The following is a 21262-nucleotide window of genomic DNA, read 5'->3' on the forward strand; positions in this document are numbered from 1 at the left end:
TCAACCCGGAACGCCGGTCCCTGCGGGGGCCGGCGTTTTCGCGTCCCCGGCCGCTCTGCCGCGGTGGAGTGCGGGCCGGCGCGTGAGGACGCCGGCGACGATCAGCGCGAGCAGGCTCCCCCAGCCGATCACGGTCTTGATAGCCTCCCCCGCGACCACGGCGGGGGTCAGACCGGTCCGCAGGGGGACCTTCGTGAGCATGTGGCCGGCCTCATCGGCCGCGAGCCCGTCGATGGTCGCCCCGTCCGGGGCGATCACCTGGCTGGTGCCCACGGTGGAGAGGTTCACCACGGATCTGCCGGTCTCGATGGCGCGCATGCGCGCGAACGCCAGCTGCTGGAGGTTCTCGTCGGTGCCGCGGAAATCAGCGTTGTTGGTCTGGAACATGTAGACCTCCGCGCCTGCCTGCGCGCCGTCCCAGATCACGTCGTCATAGATCACGTCGAAGCAGATCGCGAGCCCCACACCCACGCCGGACAGGTCGAAGAACGGTGCCGCGGTGCCGGGTGTGTACTCGCGCTGGATGAGTCCGATCAGGTCGGGTGCGAACGGCTCGAAGAACGCCCGGTCCGGCACGTACTCGCCGAACGGCACGGGATGCCGCTTGTCGTAGATCTGCACGGCGCCTTCGTCTGCCCGCCACAGCATCGACGTGTTGAAGTACTCGCCATCGCGTGCGGTCACCGCCGCGACGATCAGCGGTGCGTCGATGCGATCGGAAAGCGCATCCAGGACGTCTGCGGTCTCCGGGTTGGTGGTGGGATCGGAATCCACCCCGCCCTCCGGCCAGAGCAGCACGTCCATCTCCTCTCCGAAGAGCGGAGCGGTGGCCTGCAGTTGCGCGCGAAGCACAGCCCCGGGAGCGCGCTGGTCGAAGTACCCGGTGGGTCCGTTGCCCTGCACCGCCCCCACGCGCAGCGTCCCTGCCGCCGCGGTCGGGAACTGCGGCACCAGCATCAACAGCAGGGCGACGATCGCGGTGGGAAGGACCGTCGCAGGGCTGCGGAAGCGTCCCACCCGCACGTATTCGATGGCGGCTGCGCACAGCAGCACCATCACGAAGCTGAGTCCCGACACGCCCACCCAGGAGGCGAGGTGCGCCAGTGGGCTGCCGGCCTGCGTGATCCCGATCCTGCCCCAGGGGAATCCGCCGTAGGGCCACGACCCGACGATCTGCTCGCGCAGGGTCCACAGTCCTGCCACCAGCACCGGCAGCGCGATGAGACGTCCGGCCGAACCGGGCAGCACGCGGGGCAGCCACCGGTATGCCAGCGTGATCGGGATGGCACCGGCGGCGGTGATCACCGCCTCCAGCATTGCGAGGGCGAGCCACGGCACCGGGCCGAGGTAGCGCATCGTGAAGAGCAGGTTGACCAGGAAGAACGCGGCGCCGAAGGCGAAGCCGACCAGCGCCGACGCCCAGACTTTGCGCCCGATCAGGCCCAGCAGCGCCAGCGCCACAGCGGGGAAGGCCATGGGCCACCAGGCCAGAGCCGGGAAGGCGAGGGTCAGGAGCAATCCGCCCGCGACCGACGTCGCGATCGCCGCCCAGAGGGGCAGCAGCGGGCGCGGGGCAGCGGCGAGTTGCACGAGACAACCCTAAACGGGCACGGCTCAGACGGAGCTGTATGCGACGATGCCACGGCGCACGGCATCCAGTGCTTTGCGCGCAGTCGTGGCCAGCGGGGCGTCGGCGACCAGGGAGAGCTGGTCCAGCAGGTCGATGGTCTGCTTCGCCCACCGCACGAAGTCCCCCGCGGCCATGTCCGCCTCGATCAGCACCCGATCAAGCGGCATTCCGCGGGCCCACGAGTACATCGCCTCGGCGAGCCCGGTCGCGACGGTCTCCGTGCCGGGGAGGTGATGGTCCTGTTCCAGGTCCTCCAAGCGCTGCCAGAGCTCCTGCGTCGCGGCCAGCGCGGTGCGGAACGCGCCGCGCGGCAGTCCCCGCTCGCCGGGGCCGGATTCGTCTCGGCGTGGCTCGTAGACCAGGCAGCACGCCAGCGTGGCCAGGGATGCGGCATCCAGGCCCCGCCAGATGCCGGTGCGCAGCGATTCGGCGATCAGCAGGTCGCGCTCGCCGTAGATGCGTCGCATGGTGCTGCCCGCCGGAGTCAGCACCGTCGTGCCGTCGCCGGTCACCTCCACATAGTCCAGCTCCGTCAGCACATCGACCACGCGGTCGAAGATGCGCGCGACCGTGCCCGTGCGGGTGTCGATCTGCTGCCGCATCTTCTCCACCGACCGCATGAGCTTCCAGTACCGCTCCGCCCAGCGCGCGTGATGCTCCCGGTCCGGGCACTGATGACAGGGGTGGCGCTGCATGCGGCGGCGCAGGTCCCCGATCTCGCGCTGACGCGCTTCACGCGCCGCGCGTGACGCGTTGGCGTCCTTGCGGTTCAGCCCCTCCAGATCGCTCAGCTGCCTGCGGATGCCGGAGTACTCGGTGAAGTCGCCCCGATCGCAGGTCATGGCCTTCTGGTAGCCGGCCAGCGTCTCCTCCGACTCCCGCACCTTGCGGGCGAGGCCGACGACCGCGCGGTCCGCCTGGAACTGCGCGAAAGACGATTCCAGGATCTCGCGCGCCCGTGCCCGTCCGAACTGGTCGATCAGGTTGACGGCCATGTTGTAGGTCGGGCGGAAGCTGGAGTTGAGCGGGTACGTGCGTCGCGATGCCAGCGCAGCGACCTGCTGGGGATCCAGGCCCTCGGTCCACTGGATGACCGCGTGGCCCTCCACGTCGATTCCGCGGCGTCCCGCGCGGCCGGTGAGCTGTGTGTACTCCCCCGATGTGATCGCGACGCGCGCTTCGCCGTTGAACTTCTCGAGCTTTTCCAGCACGACCGTCCGGGCCGGCATGTTGATGCCCAGCGCGAGGGTCTCGGTGGCGAACACCACCTTGACCAGCTTGCGACGGAACAGGTCCTCGACGACCTCCTTGAACGCCGGCAGCAGGCCGGCGTGGTGCGAGGCGATCCCGCGCTCCAGGTTGTCCAGCCACTCCCAGTAGCCCAGGATGGCAAGGTCCTCATCCAGCAGAGCACGGGTGCGCTCCTCCACGATCGCACGGATCTGGCCGCGCTCCTCCGGACTGGTCAGTCGCAGGCCGGACCGGCGCACCTGCTGGACCGCCGCGTCGCAACCGACCCGGCTGAAGATGAAGAAGATGGCGGGCAGCAGGTTCGCCCGCTGCAGGAGCTTGACCACATCGGGGCGGTCGATCCGTTCCATGCGCTGCACGTTGGCCGCGCGCACGGGCCGCTGACCGCCTTTGGCCGGGCGCCGGCCCCCCTGGTGACGGCCGCCGCCTTCGTACCGACCGCTGTTCTGGGCCGAGCCGCTGCGCATCGAGGACGCGCGGCGATTGTTCTCGAACGTCGGGCCCTTGAACGAGCGGATGCGCATCAGCTCCTGGTTCACCTGCGCGGTGGCGATCCCGGCGCGGTCGTCGAAGAGCGGGAGCAGGTCGCCACGGACCAGCACGTGCTGCTCCAGCGGCACCGGCCGGATCTCGGAGACGATCACCTCGGTGTCCCCGCGCACGGTGTCCAGCCAGTCGCCGAACTCCTCGGCGTTGGACACCGTCGCGCTGAGCGAGATGAGCCGTACGGCCGGGGGCAGGTGGATGATGATCTCCTCCCACACGGCGCCGCGGAACCGGTCGGCGAGGTAATGGACCTCGTCCATGACGACGTACCGCAGGCCCCGCAGCGCGCCGGAGTCGGCGTACAGCATGTTGCGCAGCACTTCGGTCGTCATCACCACGATCCGGGCGTTGCCGTTGATGTTGGTGTCGCCGGTGAGCAGTCCGACCTCGTCGGCGCCGTACACCTCTTGCAGCTCGCGGAACTTCTGATTGGAGAGCGCTTTGATCGGGGTCGTGTAGAACGCCTTGTCCCCGAATCCGCCGACGGCCGGCTCGCGCATCGCCAGGTGGATCGCGAATTCCCCCACGATCGTCTTGCCTGCTCCGGTCGGCGCCGCCACCAGGACGCTGCGGCCGTCCTCCAGCGCCTGGCATCCGGCGATCTGAAAGGGGTCCAGCTCGAAGCGCTGCGAGGCGGCGAACTCCGCGGTGATCGGGTGGTCCCGGTCCTTGGCCGCGCGTGCGTAACGCTCTGCGGGGCTCAGCTCCGTCACGCGAGGGCCTCGGGCGGCAGCAAGCTCGCCTCTCGCTTGGTGCGTCGCCGGTCGAACAGCATCGAGACGGCTGCGGCGGCGAAGAAGAGCACGACCAGCATCCCTGCGAGCAGCAGCATGCTCACCACGTCGGCGGCGGGAGTGGCGATCGCGGCGAAGACGACGGCCACCAGCACCGCGACGCGCCAGCCCTTCAGGATCGCGCGCCCGGTCATCACGCCGGCCAGGTTGAGTGCGACCAGGAACACCGGCAGGACGAAGGAGACGCCGACGACGATGAGCAGTTTGAACACGAAGTCGTAGTAGTACGACGCGTCGAAGAACGAGGCGCCGCCGTCGGGCACGAATGAGGCCATCAGCTCGACGATGTGCGGCATCACCAGCAGACCGACGTAGCATCCGGCGAAGAACAGCGGGACCGCGGCCGCGACGAAGCCGATCGTGTACCTGATCTCCTTGCGCGTCAGCCCGGGCATGATGAACGCCCAGACCTGCCACAGCCACACCGGCGCCGAGATGAGCAGCCCGATCGCGAACGAGATGCGCAGACGCAGATCGAACGCGGACGTGACGGTGCTGAACATCAGCTCCACCTTCGCGCTTTCACCCGCGGTCTCAGCGATCTCGCGGATGGGAACGGTGATCAGATAGATCACGGCATCCGTGATGAAGAATGCGACGACCATGCCCACGATCAGGGCGAGCGCCGCCAGGATGATGCGTTTGCGGAGCTCGACGAGGTGCTGTCCGAGTGACATGCGCTTCTCACGCCGGGGTTCGCCGGAGTCGGCGATGCGCGACGGTCCTGCGGTGGCCACGCGCAGGTCAGGGCTTGTTATCAGCAGCCCTGCTCGCGTCAGCGGTGGTCTGCGTGACCGACCCTTCGCTTGCGGGGCTGGCGAGCGACTCCGTCTTGCCAACGGCCGGGTCGTCGTCCTTCATGGCCTTCATCTCGCCCTTGAACACCCGAGCCGACTGGCCCATGCTCTTGGCCAGTGCGGGCAGCTTCGCGGCACCGAACAGCAGGAGGATGACGGCGAGGATAATCAGGAAGTGCCATCCTGTGAGACCTTGCAACATGTCGAGTCCTTCCGGTTCGTCGCTTCATTCTATCCCGCAGTGCGCGAGGGAGCCGCGGTCGCGGGATAGTACGAGGCATCTCAACGGTACTGCACGAGGCCCGCTTCGGCCCACGCCGCGGCCGCGCGGCGCGCGGACTCCGGCTCCAGGATCTCGACCGCTCCGGCACGACGCGCTGCGAGCCGGCGCAGACTGTGCTCGTCGGCGATGTGCATGGTGGCCGTCGTGACACCGGCCACGGTCTCGAGGGCCGCCCGATCGAGGTACTCGCCGAGCAGCGGCGCCACGGACTCAGGAAAGCGGATGCGCGCGACGATCTCGCCGGTGCCGGTTTCGAACCAGCCCGGGACCGGGTCGGCGGCGTGCTCGATCGGGATGTCGGTCAGCTCCAGCTCGCTGACGCGGTCCAGATGGAACGTGCGCATCGCCTGTCGCAGGTGGCACCATCCCTGCAGATACCACTCCCCCGTGGCGATGAGCACCTTCACCGGGTCGACCGTGCGCGGGGTGGGCGCGGCATCCGGCGCCTTGTAGGTGAATGAGACCGCCACGCCGCGCTGCAACGCCTCGGCGACCGAATCGCGCACCGCGTCCACGGGGGCAGGAGCAAGGATCACGTCGGCCGGAGTGCTGGACGCGCCGCGCGCCAGCTTGGCGAGCAGGCCAGCGAACAGCTCGGTGTCCCCGACGCCGGGAATGGCGCGCGCCAGCTGCAGACCGGTCAGCAGCGCCGCAGCCTCACGGGCGGTGAGCTTGGGTGCGCGCTCCAGACCGACCGAGTTGGTGATGACGATGATGTCGCGCTCGTCGAGGAGGTCCCAGTCGATGTCGAACAGGTCGTTCGCCATCTGCCAGTACCCGCCGTCACCGGGAAGCCCGATCACGGTCAGGGTCTCCACCATCGCCCGCATCTGAGCGGGGGTCACGTCGAACTCATCCGCCGCTTCGGCGATCGAGACCTCGCCCTTGCCGATCAGGTACGGCACCAGCTGCAGCATGAGCGCTGCCCGGTCGGTGGCGATCAGCGGCTTGCGGGTGGTCATGCTGCTCCTCCGTGGATCGCGCGCGTGGCTTCGAGCCGCCGGATGACCTGGTCGCGCAGCTCAGCCGGCTGCACGACCCTGACCTCGGGTCCGTAGGAGGCCAGTTCGTCCGCGAACACGTGGATGTCGACGAACGGCACGAGGATTCCCTGATCCGCCGGAAGCGACCTGCGGCTGAGCCGGAGCGCCGCCTCCGTGCCGGGATTCACCTCGAGGAGGGCGCGACTGCGCGCGGCCACCTCGTTCAAGCCGGCAAGGGCGCGCTCCCCCGCCCCCTCCCGCAGCGCCGGGTCGAACGTGTCGCGGGTGATGACGACATCCTCGACGATGCGCCGGAGCAGGAAGGTGCGGTCCGCGCCGACGTCCAGGTCGACTCCGAACACATGCCAGCGCGCCTCGTAGTCCACCAGTGCCAGCGGCTGCACGCGCCGGGTGCGCGGTGCGGACTCGCCCGGCTTGAGGTACCCGAACGTCACCACGCGTGATTGCTCGATCGCCTGCTGCAGGACCGCGAACGACGGCTCGCGGAGGCTGATGCGCGGCGAGTAGCCGATGATCGGCTCGTCCACCGCGATTCCGAGCGCGCGGATCTTCCGCAGCCCGCTGCGCGCGTCCGCCGACATCGAGCTTTCGCTCCACACGCCGCCGGCGAGGTTCAGCAGTGCCAGCTCGGCCGGCGTGAACACGATGTCCTCGGGCAGCTCGTACTCGGCGGTGGGGATGCGGTAGCGGGCTTCGCGCAGATCGTCGGGGTCCGCCCAGTCGCCGATCGTCTCGATGGGAACGCCGAGACGGCGCAGGGCCTCCTTGTCCCGCTCGAACATCTTCTCGAGCGCGTCTTTGGACGCCCCGGCCTCGGTCTGCTCCCGATAGCCGGAGACGGAGGTGAGGATGGTGTCCTTCGTCAGTCCCTGCTCGGTCGCCACAAGAGCGACGACGAGGTTGACGAGGCGCTCCTCAGGAGGATTCTTCGTAGAAGCGTTCGCGGGCACGAGCCTTATCCTAAGCGTCGGGCCGGTGCGACGTCAGCGTGTGGCGGGCTGGTCCAGCCCCAGAATGTCCACCACGAAGATCAGGGTGGAATCGGCCGGGATCGCTCCCTGCTCCCGATCGCCGTAGCCCTGATCGGGCGGCACGACCACGAGCACCTGCGAGCCGACGGTCTGACCGCGCAGGGCGTCGGCGAAGCCGGGGATCATCGAGTCGAGAGTGACCGATTGGGGCGAATCGTCCCAGGTCGTCTCGAAGACGGCGCGATCGTCCCAGGTCAGGCCGGTGTAGTGCACGCGCACCGGCTCGTCGCCGGTGACGACGGCGCCGTCCCCCTTCTTCAGCGTCTGGACGACCAGGTCGGCCGGCGGATCCGCGTCCGGCACGATCACGCCAGGCCGGCCGTCCGGAGCGCGCACGACCGTCGGGAGCCCGGCGCTGAAGTTGAACTGGTCCGCCCCGTCCGCCTTGGCCAGATACACCTTGCGAAGGTCGATCACCGCGACGGCGGTCTCCTCGGGGTCCAGTTCCAGGCCGGTGGCCGTCGCCTCCGAAATGCTGCCCGGCGGGAGCGCGACGACGATCCGGGAGCCCTCGGTCGCACAGATCAGGGCATCCTCGAAGCCGGGGATGACCTCGGTCCACTGCGAGACCGTGGACACACGCGACAGATCGCCGTCGTACGCGGTCTCGACGACCCGCTCGCCGGTCGCTCCGCTGGTGATGCTGACGTCGATCATGATCAGCTGGGAGTCGGTGGTGATCCGATTGCCCTCTCCGACGACCTCGTCCTGCACCGTCACCGCCGAGGCGTGGAAGGGAAGGTACAGGTCGACATCGGGCGCGTCGTCGGTCGAACCGGACACCGTGATCAGGTCGGTCACCGCCGAGTCGGAGGCGGTCGGCCGGGGGCAGGCGTCCCCGCCCGGCAGCAGCGAACAGCCGACGAGTCCGACGGAGAGGAGTCCGAGGACCGCGAGGGAAGCGGAGATCTTGCGCACCGGAACAGTCTAGGGGCGCACTCGGTCAGTCCTGATCGCCGGATGCCGCCTGCCGCGCTCCGTCGGCGGCGCGTTCGGCCTCGCGCACACGCTTGCGGAGGTTCTTGTCCGTGATCACCCGGTCCCCTACCGCGCCAGGCGTCCACAGCTCCACGTCCTCATCGCCGTAGCTGGACTTCGATGCCCGGCGCCGCTGCTCCGGGGCGATGGCGCCGGGTGCCAGTCGGCGCGCCCAGATCAGGAACCCGGTGTGCGCGACCATCCGGTGGTCGGGGCGGACGGCGAGGCCCTCGACGTGCCAGCCGCGCACGATCGTCTCGTTGGCGTCCGGTTCGGTGAACAGCCCGGTCGCCCGGATGTACTCCGCCACGCGGCTCAGCTGTGTCGCCGTCGCGACGTAGCAGAGCACCACTCCCCCCGGCGTCAGCGCGTCAGCCACGACGTCGATGCATTCCCAGGGCGCCAGCATGTCCAGCACGACACGGTCCACGGATGCCGCGGCCACCGCGTTCGGCAGCTCCTCGACGAGGTCGCCGATGACGACGTCCCAGTTCGCCGGGACCCGTCCGAGGAACGTCTCGACATTGGCGCGCGCGACGTCGGCGAACTCGGACCGACGTTCGAACGACACCAGGTGCCCGCCGTCGCCGATCGCGCGCAGCAGCGAGAGCGACAGCGCCCCCGAGCCCACTCCGGCTTCGACCACGACACTGCCCGGGAAGACATCCGCTTGGGCGATGATCTGTGCGGCGTCCTTGGGGTAGACGATGGCGGCGCCGCGCGGCATCGACATCACAAAGTCCCGCAGCAGCGGGCGCAGCGCGAGGTACTCGTGTCCTGCGCTGTTGGAGACCACGGACCCGTCCGGCTGTCCGATCAGCGCGGTGTGCCGGAGCACTCCGTGGTGGGTGTGCAGCTCGCCGTCCTCGCGGAGGGTCACGGTGTGCAGTCGGCCCTTGGGGCCGGTCAGCTGCACACGGTCGCCGATCCGGAAAGGGCCGCTCGGACGGTCGACGGTCATGGTGCATCTCCTGGGCGGTGTTCGGAAGCGGATTGCACGTGTCCGGCGTGGAACAGCGCGACGTCCTGGGCGGTGCGCCCGGCAAGAGTGGGCCACACCGCGTGCGCGCCGGCGCCCGTGATCGAGACCATGTGCGGCACGCCGATCACGGCGGCACCGGACGCCACTGCGGAGCGCAATCCGTTCGGCGAGTCCTCGATCGCGACGGTGTCGCGAGGGTCGACGCCGAGCGCGGCACAGGCCTGGAGGTACGGGTCGGGGAAGGGCTTGGGACGGGTGGAGTCGTCTCCGGCGATGACCACGTCGAAGGCGTGGGAGTCCATCAGGTCCACGACGGTCTGTGCCATCCGACGCAACGACATCGTGACCAGCCCGGTCCTGATGCCAGCCGCACGGAGGCTGGCCAGCAGCTCCTGCGCACCGGGGCGGAACGGCACGCCCTTCGTGGCCAGCTGGCCCATGACATCGTCGGTGAGATGGTCGACGATCGCGTGGATGCCCATCTGCACCCCCGCGTCCTGGAAGATGCGCGCGGAATCCTCCAGTCCCAGGCCGACCAGCCGCAGCGCCTGCTCGTGCGACCATGTGCCGCCGAACTGGCCGACGAGCACCGCCTCAGCCGCCATCCAGTAGGGCTCGGTGTCAACGAGCGTCCCGTCCATGTCCCACAGGACCGCTGCCAAGGTGCTATCGCTCACTGCTCCATGGTAGTCGCGGGGCGACGACGGGCCGTTCCCGCTCCGGCCACCTGGGGGCACGCCGAGGCGTTGGCCGCCCGGCATCCGGCCGCGGAGCCTATCCTGGATGCACCCCGGGATCGCCGGGGGAAGGAGGTCGTGTGGACGGACTGGGACGCAAGGTGCTCGTCGCCGCCTTCGACGGGTGGAACGACGCGGGCGAAGCAGCATCCGCCGCGGTGTCGCACCTGCGCGACAGCGGCGAATACGAGCCGGTCTTCTCCGTCGACCCGGAGCTGTACTTCGACTACCAGTACACCCGCCCGCAGGTCGCGATGGACGCGGACGGCACCCGCGTCATCCGCTGGCCGGAGGCGACGATCCTCAAGCCGGTCAAACAGACTCGGAGCACCCAGCTGTGGCTGCTGACCGGCGTGGAGCCCGCCCGGGCCTGGCAGGCGTTCGCCACCGAGTTCGTGGACGTCGCACTGCGCGAGGACATCACCGGGTTCGTCGCGCTGGGCTCGATGATGTCGGACGTGCCGCACACCAGGCCCATCTCGATCTTCGCCGGCAGCGAGAGCGAGCACGTCCGCAACAGCCTCGACCTGGAGCGCAGCACGTACGAGGGGCCGGTGGGCATTCTCAGCGTGCTCTCGCATGCGGCCGATGCCGCGGGTATTCCGGCCGCGAGCCTGTGGGCCAGCGTGCCGCACTACGTCGCGGGGCACACGCCCTCGCCGAAGGCGACCCTCGCGCTGCTGGACCGCTTGGAGGACCTCACCGGGGCCCAGGTGCCCCGCGGCGACCTCGCGACCGACGCCGCCGCCTGGGAGGCCTCGATCGACGCGGCCGCCGCAGACGACGAGGAGATGACCGAGTACATCCGCCAGCTCGAGCGCACCCGCGACACCTGGGACTCCCCCGAGGCGTCCGGCGACGCGATCGCACAGGAGTTCGAGAAGTACCTGCGGCGCCGCGGCGACGGGCCGGCCAAGCCCGGCCGCGACGACCCGCGCCGCTAGCGCGGGTCTGCCTCAGTACGCCTGGAGGACCCCGGCGCTGAGCAGCACCAGCAGCAGCGAGCCCAGCGCGACGCGGTAGAGCACGAACGGCAGGAAGCTGTGCTTGGAGATCCAGCGCATGAAGAACGCGATCACGCCGAGCGCCACCGCGAAGGCGACGACCGTCGCCACCGCCGTCTCGCCGAGGGTGAAGACCCCCGGCTCGTCCCAGCTCTTGAACAGCTGATAGAACCCGCTGCCGAAGACCGCCGGGATGGCCAGCAGGAACGCGTAACGGGCGGCCGCGGCCCGCTCGTAGCCCAGGAACAGGCCGGCGGTGATGGTTCCGCCCGAGCGGGAGACGCCGGGCACCAGCGCCAGCGCCTGGGCGAAGCCGAAGATCACGCCGTGCGGGACGGTGAGGTCCTTCAGCTGGCGCCTTTTCGCCCCCACGTGATCGGCGATCCCGAGCAGCACGCCGAAGAAGATCAGCATCCCGGCGATCAGCCAGAGCGAGCGGAAGGTGGTCTCGATCTGGTCCTGGAAGAGCAGACCGAGCACCACGATCGGGATGCTGCCCACGATGATGAGCCAGCCCATCCGCGCGTCCGGATCGTTGCGCGCAATCCTGCCCAGCAGCGCCTGGAACCACCGGGTCACGATCCGCACGATGTCACGCCAGAAGAACAGCACGACCGCCGCCTCCGTGCCGATCTGCGTGATCGCGGTGAACGCCGCCCCCGGGTCCTGTGCGCCGGGCAGGAACTCGCCGAGGATGCGCAGGTGCGCACTCGATGAGATCGGCAGGAACTCGGTCAGTCCCTGGACCAGGCCGAGGATGATCGCCTCCAGAAGCATGGGCGCGCCTTTCGTGCTCAAGTGGAGCGTTGCGGTGAGGTCAGGTGCGGGTCAGTACGTGCGCAGCAGGTCCGTCAGCACTCGCTGGCCGAAGATCAGCGCATCCAGCGGAACGCGCTCGTCCACGCCGTGGAACATTCCGGTGAAATCCAGATCGGCCGGCAGCCGCAGCGGCGCGAAGCCGTACCCTTCGATGCCCAGCATCGACAGCGCTTTGTTGTCCGTCCCGCCGCCCATCAGATACGGGATCACCGGCACGCCCGGATCGGCGCGCCCGAGCGCCGCCACCATCGCGTGCACCAGAGCACCGTCGAACGGGACCTCCAGCCCGACGTCGCGGACCACGACCTCGACCTCGACGTCCTCGCCCACGATCCGCCTGATATCGGCCAGGGCGGCCTCTTCACCCCCGGGGAGGGTGCGCACATCGATCAGCGCTTCGGCCACGTCGGGGATGACGTTGTGCTTGTAGCCGGCCGTGAGCCCGGTCGGGTTCGTCGTCGTCCGCAGCGTGGACCGGATGAATCCCTCAGCCGGCCCGGTGGCCATCGCCAGGCTGTCCGGATCCTGGTCGGAGGCGCCGGTGAGCTGCCTCAGCCCATCCAGCATCTGCTCGCTGGTGGCGGTCAGCTGGACCGGCCACTCGGTGCGCCCGAGCGCCGCGACCGCCTCCGCAAGGCGGGTGACGGCGTTGTCCGGGTGGACACGGCTGCCGTGTCCGGCCCGGCCGCGGGCGCGCAGACGGATCCAGATCAACGCCTTCTCACCGACCTGCAGCAGGTAAGCACGCCGGTCGCCGACCGCGATGGAGTACCCGCCGACCTCACTGATGGCCTCGGTCGCACCGTGGAACCATTCCGGATGCTGGGTCACGACCAGGTGGGATCCCTCGACCCCGCCGTTCTCCTCGTCCGCGAAGAAGACCAGGATCAGGTCGCGCTCGGGCCGCTCACCGGCCCGGAGGATCTCCGCGACCGAGGTCAGGATCATCGCATCCATGTCCTTCATGTCCACGGCCCCGCGGCCCCACAGCATCCCATCGCGGATCTCGCCCGCAAACGGATCCACGGACCAATCCTCGGCGATCGCCGGGACGACATCGAGGTGCCCGTGCAGCACGAGTGCGGGCTTGTCCGGATTGCGTCCCCGGACGCGGGCCATCACGTTGGTACGGCGCGGGATGGGCTCGTAGTACTCGGGGGTCAGGCCCAGCGACTCCAGGTACGCCCCGACGTACTCGGCAGCCTCACGCTCGCCCTCGGCCTTGCCGCCGCCCCAGTTGGACGTGTCGAAGCGGATCAGATCACGGGCGATGCGCACGACCTCGGGGAGGTCTGAACCGGGGCTGGGCATGCGGACTAACCTACCCGCTGGCCGCCGGCCGGCCCTGCACACGGATCGCCGTCCGAAACGACGAAGGCCCCCTCGAAAGGGGGCCTTCGTCGTTCTGTGCGCGAGGGGGGACTTGAACCCCCACGCCCGTTAAAGGGCACTAGCACCTCAAGCTAGCGCGTCTACCTATTCCGCCACCCGCGCATGGGTTTGGGTTGTCGCCAACCGAAGATCGACATTATCACGTCCGGAGCCCCAGGCCGTAACCGCGGTCAGCCGACCGAGACCCCGAACAGCCATCCGAGCACGTACGTGACGGCTGCCGCGCCGTAGCCGATCAGCAGCTGCCGCAGGGCGCGGCGCAGCGGAGGGCCGCCGGAGAGCAGCCCCACCATCGCCCCGGTCGCCAGGAGCGCGATACCGACCAGCACGAGGGCGGTCAGGACCGCCGGCAGCCCGGACAGCCCGAACATCCAGGGCAGCACCGGGACCACCGCACCGGACGCGAAGAAGAGGAAGCTCGACAGGGCCGCATTCCACGCCCCGCCGACGACGTCGTGCTCCGACGGCACGTCCAGCGGTCCGCCGCGCGGGGTCGTGCCGTCCTGCGCGGCGCTGACCACCCGCCGGGCGCGCTCCAGGGCCTCGGCGGGCGACAGCCCCCGCGTCCGGTACACCAGCGCCAGCTCGTTCGCGTCCAGATCCAGATTGGGCAGCGCGGCATCCGCATAGTCGCTGGGTTCGGTGGCCTGCAGCAGCTCCCGCTGCGAACGCACGGACACGAACTCGCCCGCGCCCATCGACAGGGCGCCCGCCAGCAGACCGGCGATGCCAGTGAACAGCACCACCTGTGGGGCGACACCGGTGGCTCCGATGCCCAAGACCAGTGCGAGATTGGAGACCAGCCCGTCGTTGGCACCGAACACGGCGGCCCGGAACGTGCCCGACAGTCGCCGGCGTCCGCGCGCGGCCAGCCCGCGGACCACCTCGTGGTGGACCTTCTCGTCTGCGGCCATCGCGGAGGTGGCGAACGGCTCGCTCTCGTACGGCGAACGTCCCTCCGCATTCTGCGCGAGGGCCAGGACGAAGATCGACCCGAACCGCCTGGCCATCCAGCCGAGCAGTCGGGTCCCCACATCCGGTCTCGGGAGCTGTGCGGGCTCGCCGCCGAGCAGGCGCAGCCAGTGCGCCTCGTGGCGGCCCTCGGCGTCGGCGAGCGCCGTCAGGATCGCGCGCTCCTCGCCGTCGCGCCGCGCCGCGAGCTCGCGGTACACCTGTGCCTCGGCGCGTTCGTCGACGAGGTACTGGGCCCAGCGACGCCGGTCGCGGGTGGTGGGCTCTGCGGGCGCGGTCAATGAAGCCTCCGGGCGGGGGTGCGGGACTGTTCAACGGTAGCCAGCGCCGTGCGCCGGCCTCAGCTCAGCGCAGCGATTGCCAGCATTTCGGGCCTCCGAACGAGGACCGTCCGGGTCGGCTTCAGGAGTGCACGCGAGCGCGGAGCAGGTCGATCCGAGCCTGCAGCTGCGCCACGGTGGCGTGGCTGACCGCAGGGCCGCCGCAGACGCGGCGCAGCTCGGCGTGCACGATTCCGTGCGGGTCGCCGGTCTGGCGCGCGTACACGCCCACCAGGCTGTTCAACAGCTGCCGCTGCTCCTTGAGCGTGCGGTGCAGCGCCTGCGGCGGCGCTGCGGCCTCGGGCGGTCCCTCGCGCGCCTCACGGGTGCGGCGGTGCTTGCTCTGGCGCGCCTGCCGCTGCTGCAGCAGCTCGTGCACGTGCTCCGGCTCGAGCAGCCCGGGCAGCCCGAGGAACTCCTCCTCCTCGGGCGTGCCCGGTACGGCCAGCTCGCCGAATTCGCGACCGTCGTACAGCACCCGGTCGAAGTGCGCGACCGACCCGAGGGCCTGGTAGGTGAATTCATAGGTCAGGGCGTCGGATGCCGGTTCCTCCCGCGCGGCGGCATCCATCGCGTCCTCATCCAGCGCCCATTCGTCCTCGCCCTCGGTGTTCCGATCCAGGGCGTGGTCGCGCTGCCGCTCCAGCTCGTTGGCGAGGGCGAGCAGCTGCGGAACGTGCGGCAGGAAGATGCTCGCCGTCTCGCCGCGCCGCCGGGCGCGCACGAAACGCCCGACCGCCTGAGCGAAGAACAGCGGCGTGGAGGCGGAGGTCGCGTACACCCCGACGGCCAGGCGAGGCACGTCCACGCCCTCGGAGACCATCCGGACGGCCACCATCCACCGCGTCGTGCTGCCGGCGAACGTCTCGATGCGCGCCGATGCCTCTGACTCGTCGGACAGCACGACGGACGGCTCCTCCCCGGTGAGCTCGCGCAGGAAAGCCGCGTACGCGCGCGCAGACGTCTGATCCGTCGCGATCACCAGGCCGCCGGCATCCGGAATCTGCTCACGGACCTCGGTGAGCCTGCGATCGGCCGAGCGCAGGACGGCGGGGATCCACTCGCCCTCCGGATCCAGGGCGGTGCGCCAGGCCTGCGCGGTGATGTCCTTGGTGTTGTCCTGTCCGAGCTGGGCCTCCATCTCGTCGCCGGTGCGGGTGCGCCAGCGCATCTGCCCGGCGTAGACGAGGAAGATGACGGGACGCACCACTCCGTCCGCGAGCGCCCGCCCGTAGCCGTAGCTGTAGTCGGTGCGCGAGAGCCGGATGCCGTGCTCGTCCGGGTGATACTCCACGAACGGGATCGGAGCCGTGTCGCTGCGAAACGGGGTGCCGGACAGCAGCAGCCGCCGGGTGGCGCGGCCGTAGGCTTCGCGCAGCGCCTCGCCCCAGCTGAGCGCATCTCCGCCGTGGTGCACCTCGTCCAGGATCACCAGCGTGCGGGCATCCATCACGACCCGCTGATGGACAGAGGCTTTGACCGCGACCTGCGCGTAGGTCACGGCGATCCCGTGGTACTGGCGCGCCGGGGCGAAGTGGCGGTTCGTGAAGGCCGGATCGAGCCGGATCGAGACGCGGGCCGCGGCGTCCGCCCACTGCGTCTTGAGGTGCTCGGTGGGAGCGACCACGACGATGCGATCGATCACGCCCCGGCGCAGCAGCTCACTGGCCAGCCGGAGGGCGAACGTGGTCTTGCCTGCGCCCGGTGTCGCGGCGGCGAGGAAGTCCCGGGGTCCGGAGCCGACACCGTCCGGCCCGTCCAGACTGAAGTATCGGTCCAGCGCCTCGGCCTGCCAGGCGCGCAGGCGCTGAGCGGTCCCCCACGGTGCGCGCTGCGGGTACGCCGGCGACAGGTGCTCGGCCGCCGCACCACCGATCGGAAGGACCGGTGGGGTCTGGATGAGGGCGTCGCTGTCCATGCCGCGCCCTTTCCTCGTGCTGCCGTCCGCGACGCGGACAACGACTGACCACCTTAGACGAGGAGCCCGACAACCCAGCGCGGGTCGGGCGGGCACGGTAGCCTCGAAGCGGTCCCGACCCGAGGAAGAACAATGCCCCCCAGCGACGAGCCGACTGCGGAGATCTCGAATCTCGGCCCTCACCCGTGGCGACGATACGTCGCACTCGGCGACTCGTTCACGGAGGGCATCGGCGACCCCGAGCCGGGCTTGCCGGGAGGACACCGCGGCTGGGCGGACCGGGTCGCCGAGGTGCTCTCCCGGCAGGTCGACGACTTCGCGTACGCGAACCTCGCCGTTCGCGGCAAGCTCATCGCGCAGATCGCCGATCAGATCGACCCCACGCTGGAGCTGCGCCCGGACCTGATCACGTTCTCGGCCGGTGGCAACGACGTCATCCGTCCGGGCACCGATCCGGACCAGATCGCCGCGCAGTTCGAGGATGCCGTCGTCCGGCTCAGTCGCGATAACGCGACCATCGTGGTGTTCACGGGCATCGATACGAACTTCACGCCGGTGTTCCGGCCCTTCCGCGGAAAGATCGCGATCTACAACGAGAACATCCGTGCCATCGCCGAGCGGTACGAGTGCATCGTGGCCGACCAGTGGGCGCTCAAAGAGGTTCAGGATCCGCGGTTCTTCGACCCCGACCGGCTGCACTACAACTCGCTCGGGCACCACGAGGTGGCGCGCATGGTGCTGCGCGCCCTGAACGTCCCCAACGATCTGCAGCCGATGCAGCCGGACCCTCTGCCTGTCGGCACGTGGCGCGCCGCGCGCACCGAGGATTTCGTGTGGGCGCGGACGCACTTCGTGCCGTGGGTGCTGCGCCGTGTCCGCCACCGATCCTCCGGGGATGCGATCACCGCAAAGCGCCCCGCGCCGCTGCCGGTGCGGAGCGCGCCCGCCGGCCAGGAGGCTCCCCCGCCGCCGGACGAACAGCGCTAGCCTGCGTCCGCAGCGGCTACCGCGTGTTCGGGTGCGGCGCCCGCAGCGCCCACAGCGCGACGGCGCTGGCCGCAGCCACGTTCAGCGAATCCACGCCGCCGCCCATCGGAATGGTCACGATCGTGTCGGCCGCATGCAGCGCCCGGGGACTGAGGCCGTCGCCCTCGGAGCCGAGCATCAGCGCCACCCGTTCGGGGCGGTGCGCGGCGAACTCATCCAGCCCGACGGCATCATCGGCCAGGGCCAGGGCAGCGAGATGGAATCCCGCGTCGCTGAGGATGTCGCGGGCGGGGCCCCATTCCGGCAGCCTGGTCCACGGCACCTGGAAAACGGTCCCCATGCTCACCCGGACACTGCGCCGGTACAGCGGGTCCGCACAGCGCGGAGTGATCAGGACGGCATCGGCGCCGAGGGCCGCGGCGCTGCGGAATGCCGCCCCCACGTTGGTGTGATCGACGATGTCATCCAGCACCACGACGGTGCGCGCCCCGGCCACCACCTCCGCGACCGACGCGAGCGGCGGCCGGTGCATGGCCGCCAGGGCGCCGCGGTGCACGGCGTACCCGGTGAGCGATTCGGCCACCGCCGAGGTGACCACGTACACGGGTGTCGCCTCGTCCTCGCCCAGGAGCACCGTGACATCGGGCAGCCATTTCGGCTGCACCAGCACCGAGCGCGGACGGTGGCCCGCGCGCAGCGCCCTTCCGATCACCTTGGCCGACTCGGCGATGTACAGACCCCCGTCCGGTTCGAGCACCCGGCGCAGAGCGACATCGGTCAGGTCGCGGTAGTCCGCCAGCCGGGCATCTGCCGCATCGGAAATCTCGACGACCTTCATCCGTGCTCCCTCGATCCGCGCCACCGGTGACGCCGGACCGCCCTCCCACTCTCCCAGGTGCGGACCGATCCGTAACATCCCGGAAAACCGCGCCGCCTACACTCTGAGCACAGGCTCGAACTCGAGGGGGTGATCGCATCACGGCCGTGGCCCAGCAGGATGCCCAGACCGCCGAGGAGGTCGACCGCGCCGTGAACGCGCTCTCGGGACGCAGATTGGCCGTCCTCACCGGCGCCGGCATATCGACCGATTCCGGCATTCCCGACTATCGGGGCACGGGAGCGCCGGTGCGCGCGCCGATGAGCGTGGAGCAGTTCCTGGCCAGCGAAGACGCGCGCCGCAGGTACTGGGTCGGCAGCCACCTCGGGTGGCGCGCCTTCTCTACGGCCGAGCCCAACCCCGGCCACACCGCCCTGGCGGCACTGGAGAGGCAGGGCATCGCCACCGGCGTCATCACCCAGAACGTCGACGGCCTCCACCTGCGCGCCGGGAGCCGCCGGGTGGTGGAGCTGCACGGCACGATGCGGCGGGTCTTCTGCACGCACTGCGGTCAGGTCTTCGACCGTCGTGACCTGGCGCAGCGGGTCGAGGCCGACAACCCCTGGATCACGATCCCCGAGAACGTCCCCCTCGGACCCGACGGCGACGTGCTTCCGCAGAGCACGACAGGATTCCGCATTCCCGCCTGCACGGTGTGCGGCGGCATGCTCAAGCCCGATGTCGTCTTCTTCGGCGAGTTCATCCCGGCCGAGAAGTTCCGCGAGGCCGAGCAGCTGGTGCGCGCGAGCGACGCCCTCGTGATCGCCGGCTCCTCCCTCGTGGTCAACTCCGGCATCCGTCTGCTGGAACGGGCCCGGCGGCGGCGGCTGCCCATCGTGATCGTCAACCGCGGTCAGACGCGGGGCGACGCGCGCGCGACCGTGAAGATCGATGCAGGGGCCAGCGAAGTCCTCCAGGCGCTCGCCGACGCGCTACCCGCCCCGGCAGCCCAGCGGGGCGCATAGGCTCGAGCGGTGACTCTGCTGACCCTCGTCCGCCACGGCGAGACCGACTGGAACCGTGCCCGGCGTGTCCAGGGATCGACCGACATCCCCCTGAACGAGACCGGCCGGGCTCAGGCGCGGGATGCCGCCGCCGCCCTGCGCGCCCAGCTCGACCTGTCCGCGGCCGCCGTCTGCCCCGTCGTGGTCTCGAGCGACCTGTCGCGCGCGCGGGAGACGGCCGAGATCATCGCGGATGCGCTCGGCCTGGCGGCACCGCGCACCTACGCCGGGATGCGGGAGCGGGCGTACGGCGAAGCCGAAGGCGTCGACGCGGACGAGTTCCTGGCGCGCTGGGGCGACTGGCACGCCGCGGAGATCCCGGGCGCGGAGCCCTGGCCTCAGCTGCGTGCGCGCGGACTGCGCGCACTGGACGAGATCGTGCGCGACGCCCGCCGAGCGACGGCGCCCGCCGCGGCATCCGTGGTCGTGGTGACACACGGTGCGCTCATCCGGGAGCTGATCCGCCATGCCACCGGGGGCGAACTGCCGCTGGTCGGGGAGCGCCTGGCGAACGGCTCCGCGCACACCATGCGGTACGAACCGGAGCGCCTCAGCCTGCTCACCTACGCCGGCGCGAGGGCGTAGTCCAGGCGGGTGCTACGCCCGCCGCAGCGTGGCGCGGGCGTGGCGCAGCACCGGCTCGTCGACCATGCGGCCCCGATGGGTGAAGACGCCTCCCTCGGTCTCGGCCGCAGCCAGCACCGAGCGGGCCCAGGCCAGGGCGGCGGGGGTGGGCCGGTACGCATCGCGGATGATCTGAACCTGGCTCGGGTGGATGCAGGCGGTGGCGGCGAAGCCGGATGCCGCGGCGTCGGCCGCTTCGATCGTGAGCCGCTTGGTCTCGGCGATATCCAGGTGCACCGCGTCGACCGCGGCCTTCCCCTGCGCGCCCGCTGCCAGCAGGACCCGCGCGCGCGCGACCCGTGCCACGTCGCGGTAGCGCCCGTTGGGCTTTCGGCTGGAGGTGCCGCCCAGGCTGGCGACCAGATCCTCCGCTCCCCACATGAGCGCGACGACCTGATCGTGTGCGGCGAGCTTCTCCGCGGCCACCACACCGCGTGCCGTCTCGCAGAGCGCGATAATCGTGAACCGCCGACCGATCGCTCTGAGCTGGGGGACCCCCTCGGCCTTCGCGATCATGACGGTGCGGTAGTCCGTCTGGGACAGGGTCGCCAGGTCCGCCACGAACGCGTCGGTCCCGGGCGGGTTGATGCGGACGATCACCCGATCGGGATCGAGTTCGGATTCGATCAGGGCGCCCCGGGCAGCGGTCTTGGCCGCCGGTGCGACGGCGTCCTCGAGGTCCAGGATCACCGCATCCGCACGCTGCAGGGCCTTCTCGAAGCGCTCCGGCCGGTCCGCAGGGCAGAACAGCAGCGCGGGCCCGTGGTCCAGAACGGTCATGACTCCTCCTCGGCGTTCGCGGCGTCCCGGCACCACATCAGCGCGATCCTGGTGGCCGTCGCGACGACCGTGCCGTCCTGATTGCGGCCGGTGTGGCGCATCGTGACGATCCCCTGGCCGGGTCGTGAGGCGGAGAGCCGCTTCTGCAGGACCTCGGTCTCGGTGTACAGGGTGTCGCCGTGCACGAGCGGTGCGGGAAAGGCGACGTCGGTCATCCCGAGCTGGGCGACCAGCGTGCCCTGGGTGATCTGGCCGACCGAGGCCCCGACCATGGTCGCCAGAGTCCACATCGAGTTCATCAGCCGCTGCCCGAACGGCTGCGTCGCCGAGTACGCGGCGTCCAGGTGCAGGGCCTGCGTGTTCATCGTCAACGCAGAGAACAGCACGTTGTCGGCTTCGGTCGCGGTGCGCCCCGGGCGATGGTGGTAGCGGGCGCCGATCTGGAGCTCCTCGAAGTACAGTCCCCGCTGGATGTGGTCGCTCTGCGGCGATACCGGCTCGTTCACGGCGCTCACGCTACCCGAGGCGCCGA

20 protein-coding genes and 1 tRNA gene are annotated in these 21262 nt (G+C 70.2%); 4 read left to right on the forward strand and 17 right to left on the reverse strand.

All coding sequences use genetic code 11. The annotated features are described in order from the left end of the window. From lnt to NQ152_RS01105, 9 genes are all read right to left on the reverse strand, one after another. Nucleotides 1-1590 carry an apolipoprotein N-acyltransferase gene (gene lnt, locus NQ152_RS01065; protein ID WP_257522714.1) on the reverse strand — a complete coding sequence of 530 codons (1590 nt, stop codon included), beginning with the start codon at nt 1588-1590 and terminating at the stop codon, nt 1-3. A 24-nt stretch (nt 1591-1614) separates the two neighbouring features. Beyond that, nucleotides 1615-4140, reverse strand: coding sequence for an RNA helicase (locus NQ152_RS01070; protein WP_257522715.1), 2526 nt, complete (start codon nt 4138-4140; stop codon nt 1615-1617). Beyond that, nucleotides 4137-4898, reverse strand: a complete 762-nt coding sequence (gene tatC / locus NQ152_RS01075; protein WP_257522806.1) for a twin-arginine translocase subunit TatC — start codon at nt 4896-4898, stop codon at nt 4137-4139. Before tatC ends, NQ152_RS01070 begins: the two co-directional genes overlap by 4 nt. 67 nt (nt 4899-4965) lie before the next feature. Further along, nucleotides 4966-5220 carry a twin-arginine translocase TatA/TatE family subunit gene (tatA, locus tag NQ152_RS01080; RefSeq protein WP_257502551.1) on the reverse strand — a complete coding sequence of 85 codons (255 nt, stop codon included), beginning with the start codon at nt 5218-5220 and terminating at the stop codon, nt 4966-4968. Between the two features lie 80 nt (nt 5221-5300). Next, nucleotides 5301-6263 (reverse strand): YafY family protein, encoded by a 963-nt coding sequence (locus NQ152_RS01085; RefSeq protein WP_257502550.1) that lies wholly within the window; start codon nt 6261-6263, stop codon nt 5301-5303. Then, on the reverse strand, nt 6260-7255 hold the full coding sequence (locus tag NQ152_RS01090; RefSeq protein ID WP_257522716.1) for a YafY family protein: 996 nt from the start codon (nt 7253-7255) through the stop codon (nt 6260-6262). The genes NQ152_RS01085 and NQ152_RS01090 overlap by 4 nt, the downstream gene beginning before the upstream one ends. 33 nt (nt 7256-7288) lie before the next feature. Beyond that, nucleotides 7289-8254: an FKBP-type peptidyl-prolyl cis-trans isomerase gene (locus tag NQ152_RS01095; protein WP_257502548.1), complete on the reverse strand. Its 966-nt coding sequence runs from the start codon at nt 8252-8254 to the stop codon at nt 7289-7291. A 25-nt stretch (nt 8255-8279) separates the two neighbouring features. After that, nucleotides 8280-9275, reverse strand: coding sequence for a tRNA (adenine-N1)-methyltransferase (locus tag NQ152_RS01100; RefSeq protein WP_257502547.1), 996 nt, complete (start codon nt 9273-9275; stop codon nt 8280-8282). Then, nucleotides 9272-9973: an HAD family phosphatase gene (locus tag NQ152_RS01105; RefSeq protein ID WP_257522717.1), complete on the reverse strand. Its 702-nt coding sequence runs from the start codon at nt 9971-9973 to the stop codon at nt 9272-9274. The genes NQ152_RS01100 and NQ152_RS01105 overlap by 4 nt, the downstream gene beginning before the upstream one ends. A 140-nt stretch (nt 9974-10113) precedes the next feature. On the opposite strand from NQ152_RS01105, the gene NQ152_RS01110 reads away from it, so the two are divergent. Then, nucleotides 10114-10977 (forward strand): PAC2 family protein, encoded by an 864-nt coding sequence (locus NQ152_RS01110; protein ID WP_257502545.1) that lies wholly within the window; start codon nt 10114-10116, stop codon nt 10975-10977. Nucleotides 10978-10989: 12 nt separating this feature from the next. Here NQ152_RS01110 and NQ152_RS01115 read toward each other — a convergent pair whose 3' ends face one another. The 5 genes from NQ152_RS01115 to NQ152_RS01135 form a co-directional block, all read right to left on the reverse strand. Then, nucleotides 10990-11814 carry an undecaprenyl-diphosphate phosphatase gene (locus NQ152_RS01115; RefSeq protein WP_257502639.1) on the reverse strand — a complete coding sequence of 275 codons (825 nt, stop codon included), beginning with the start codon at nt 11812-11814 and terminating at the stop codon, nt 10990-10992. 51 nt (nt 11815-11865) lie between these two features. Further along, nucleotides 11866-13167 carry a M20/M25/M40 family metallo-hydrolase gene (locus tag NQ152_RS01120; RefSeq protein ID WP_257502544.1) on the reverse strand — a complete coding sequence of 434 codons (1302 nt, stop codon included), beginning with the start codon at nt 13165-13167 and terminating at the stop codon, nt 11866-11868. Nucleotides 13168-13264: 97 nt separating this feature from the next. Further along, nucleotides 13265-13350, reverse strand: a tRNA-Leu gene (locus NQ152_RS01125). 68 nt (nt 13351-13418) lie between these two features. Next, entirely contained in the window at nt 13419-14501 is a 1083-nt protein-coding gene (locus NQ152_RS01130) for a VIT1/CCC1 family protein (RefSeq protein ID WP_257522718.1), read from the reverse strand. A 121-nt stretch (nt 14502-14622) separates the two neighbouring features. Beyond that, complete coding sequence (locus tag NQ152_RS01135; RefSeq protein WP_257522719.1) at nt 14623-16458, reverse strand: DEAD/DEAH box helicase; 1836 nt, start codon at nt 16456-16458, stop codon at nt 14623-14625. 132 nt (nt 16459-16590) lie between these two features. Here NQ152_RS01135 and NQ152_RS01140 point away from each other — a divergent pair, with 132 nt between their 5' ends. After that, nucleotides 16591-17445 (forward strand): SGNH/GDSL hydrolase family protein, encoded by an 855-nt coding sequence (locus NQ152_RS01140; RefSeq protein WP_257522720.1) that lies wholly within the window; start codon nt 16591-16593, stop codon nt 17443-17445. Nucleotides 17446-17461: 16 nt separating this feature from the next. Here the strand turns inward: NQ152_RS01140 and NQ152_RS01145 are convergent, their stop codons facing one another. Next, nucleotides 17462-18283 (reverse strand): RNA methyltransferase, encoded by an 822-nt coding sequence (locus NQ152_RS01145; RefSeq protein WP_257522721.1) that lies wholly within the window; start codon nt 18281-18283, stop codon nt 17462-17464. A 146-nt stretch (nt 18284-18429) separates the two neighbouring features. Here NQ152_RS01145 and NQ152_RS01150 point away from each other — a divergent pair, with 146 nt between their 5' ends. Both NQ152_RS01150 and NQ152_RS01155 read left to right on the forward strand, forming a co-directional pair. Next, on the forward strand, nt 18430-19287 hold the full coding sequence (locus NQ152_RS01150; protein WP_374113541.1) for a Sir2 family NAD-dependent protein deacetylase: 858 nt from the start codon (nt 18430-18432) through the stop codon (nt 19285-19287). A gap of 9 nt (nt 19288-19296) precedes the next feature. After that, on the forward strand, nt 19297-19911 hold the full coding sequence (locus tag NQ152_RS01155; protein WP_257522722.1) for a histidine phosphatase family protein: 615 nt from the start codon (nt 19297-19299) through the stop codon (nt 19909-19911). Between the two features lie 12 nt (nt 19912-19923). Here the strand turns inward: NQ152_RS01155 and NQ152_RS01160 are convergent, their stop codons facing one another. Both NQ152_RS01160 and NQ152_RS01165 read right to left on the reverse strand, forming a co-directional pair. Beyond that, nucleotides 19924-20730 (reverse strand): CoA ester lyase, encoded by an 807-nt coding sequence (locus NQ152_RS01160; protein WP_257522723.1) that lies wholly within the window; start codon nt 20728-20730, stop codon nt 19924-19926. Then, nucleotides 20727-21236 carry a MaoC family dehydratase gene (locus NQ152_RS01165; protein ID WP_257502537.1) on the reverse strand — a complete coding sequence of 170 codons (510 nt, stop codon included), beginning with the start codon at nt 21234-21236 and terminating at the stop codon, nt 20727-20729. Before NQ152_RS01165 ends, NQ152_RS01160 begins: the two co-directional genes overlap by 4 nt. Nucleotides 21237-21262 lie beyond the last annotated feature (26 nt).

Origin of the sequence: Microbacterium sp. zg.B48 (assembly GCF_024623505.1) — a bacterium.
Taxonomy (GTDB): Bacteria; Actinomycetota; Actinomycetes; order Actinomycetales; family Microbacteriaceae; genus Microbacterium.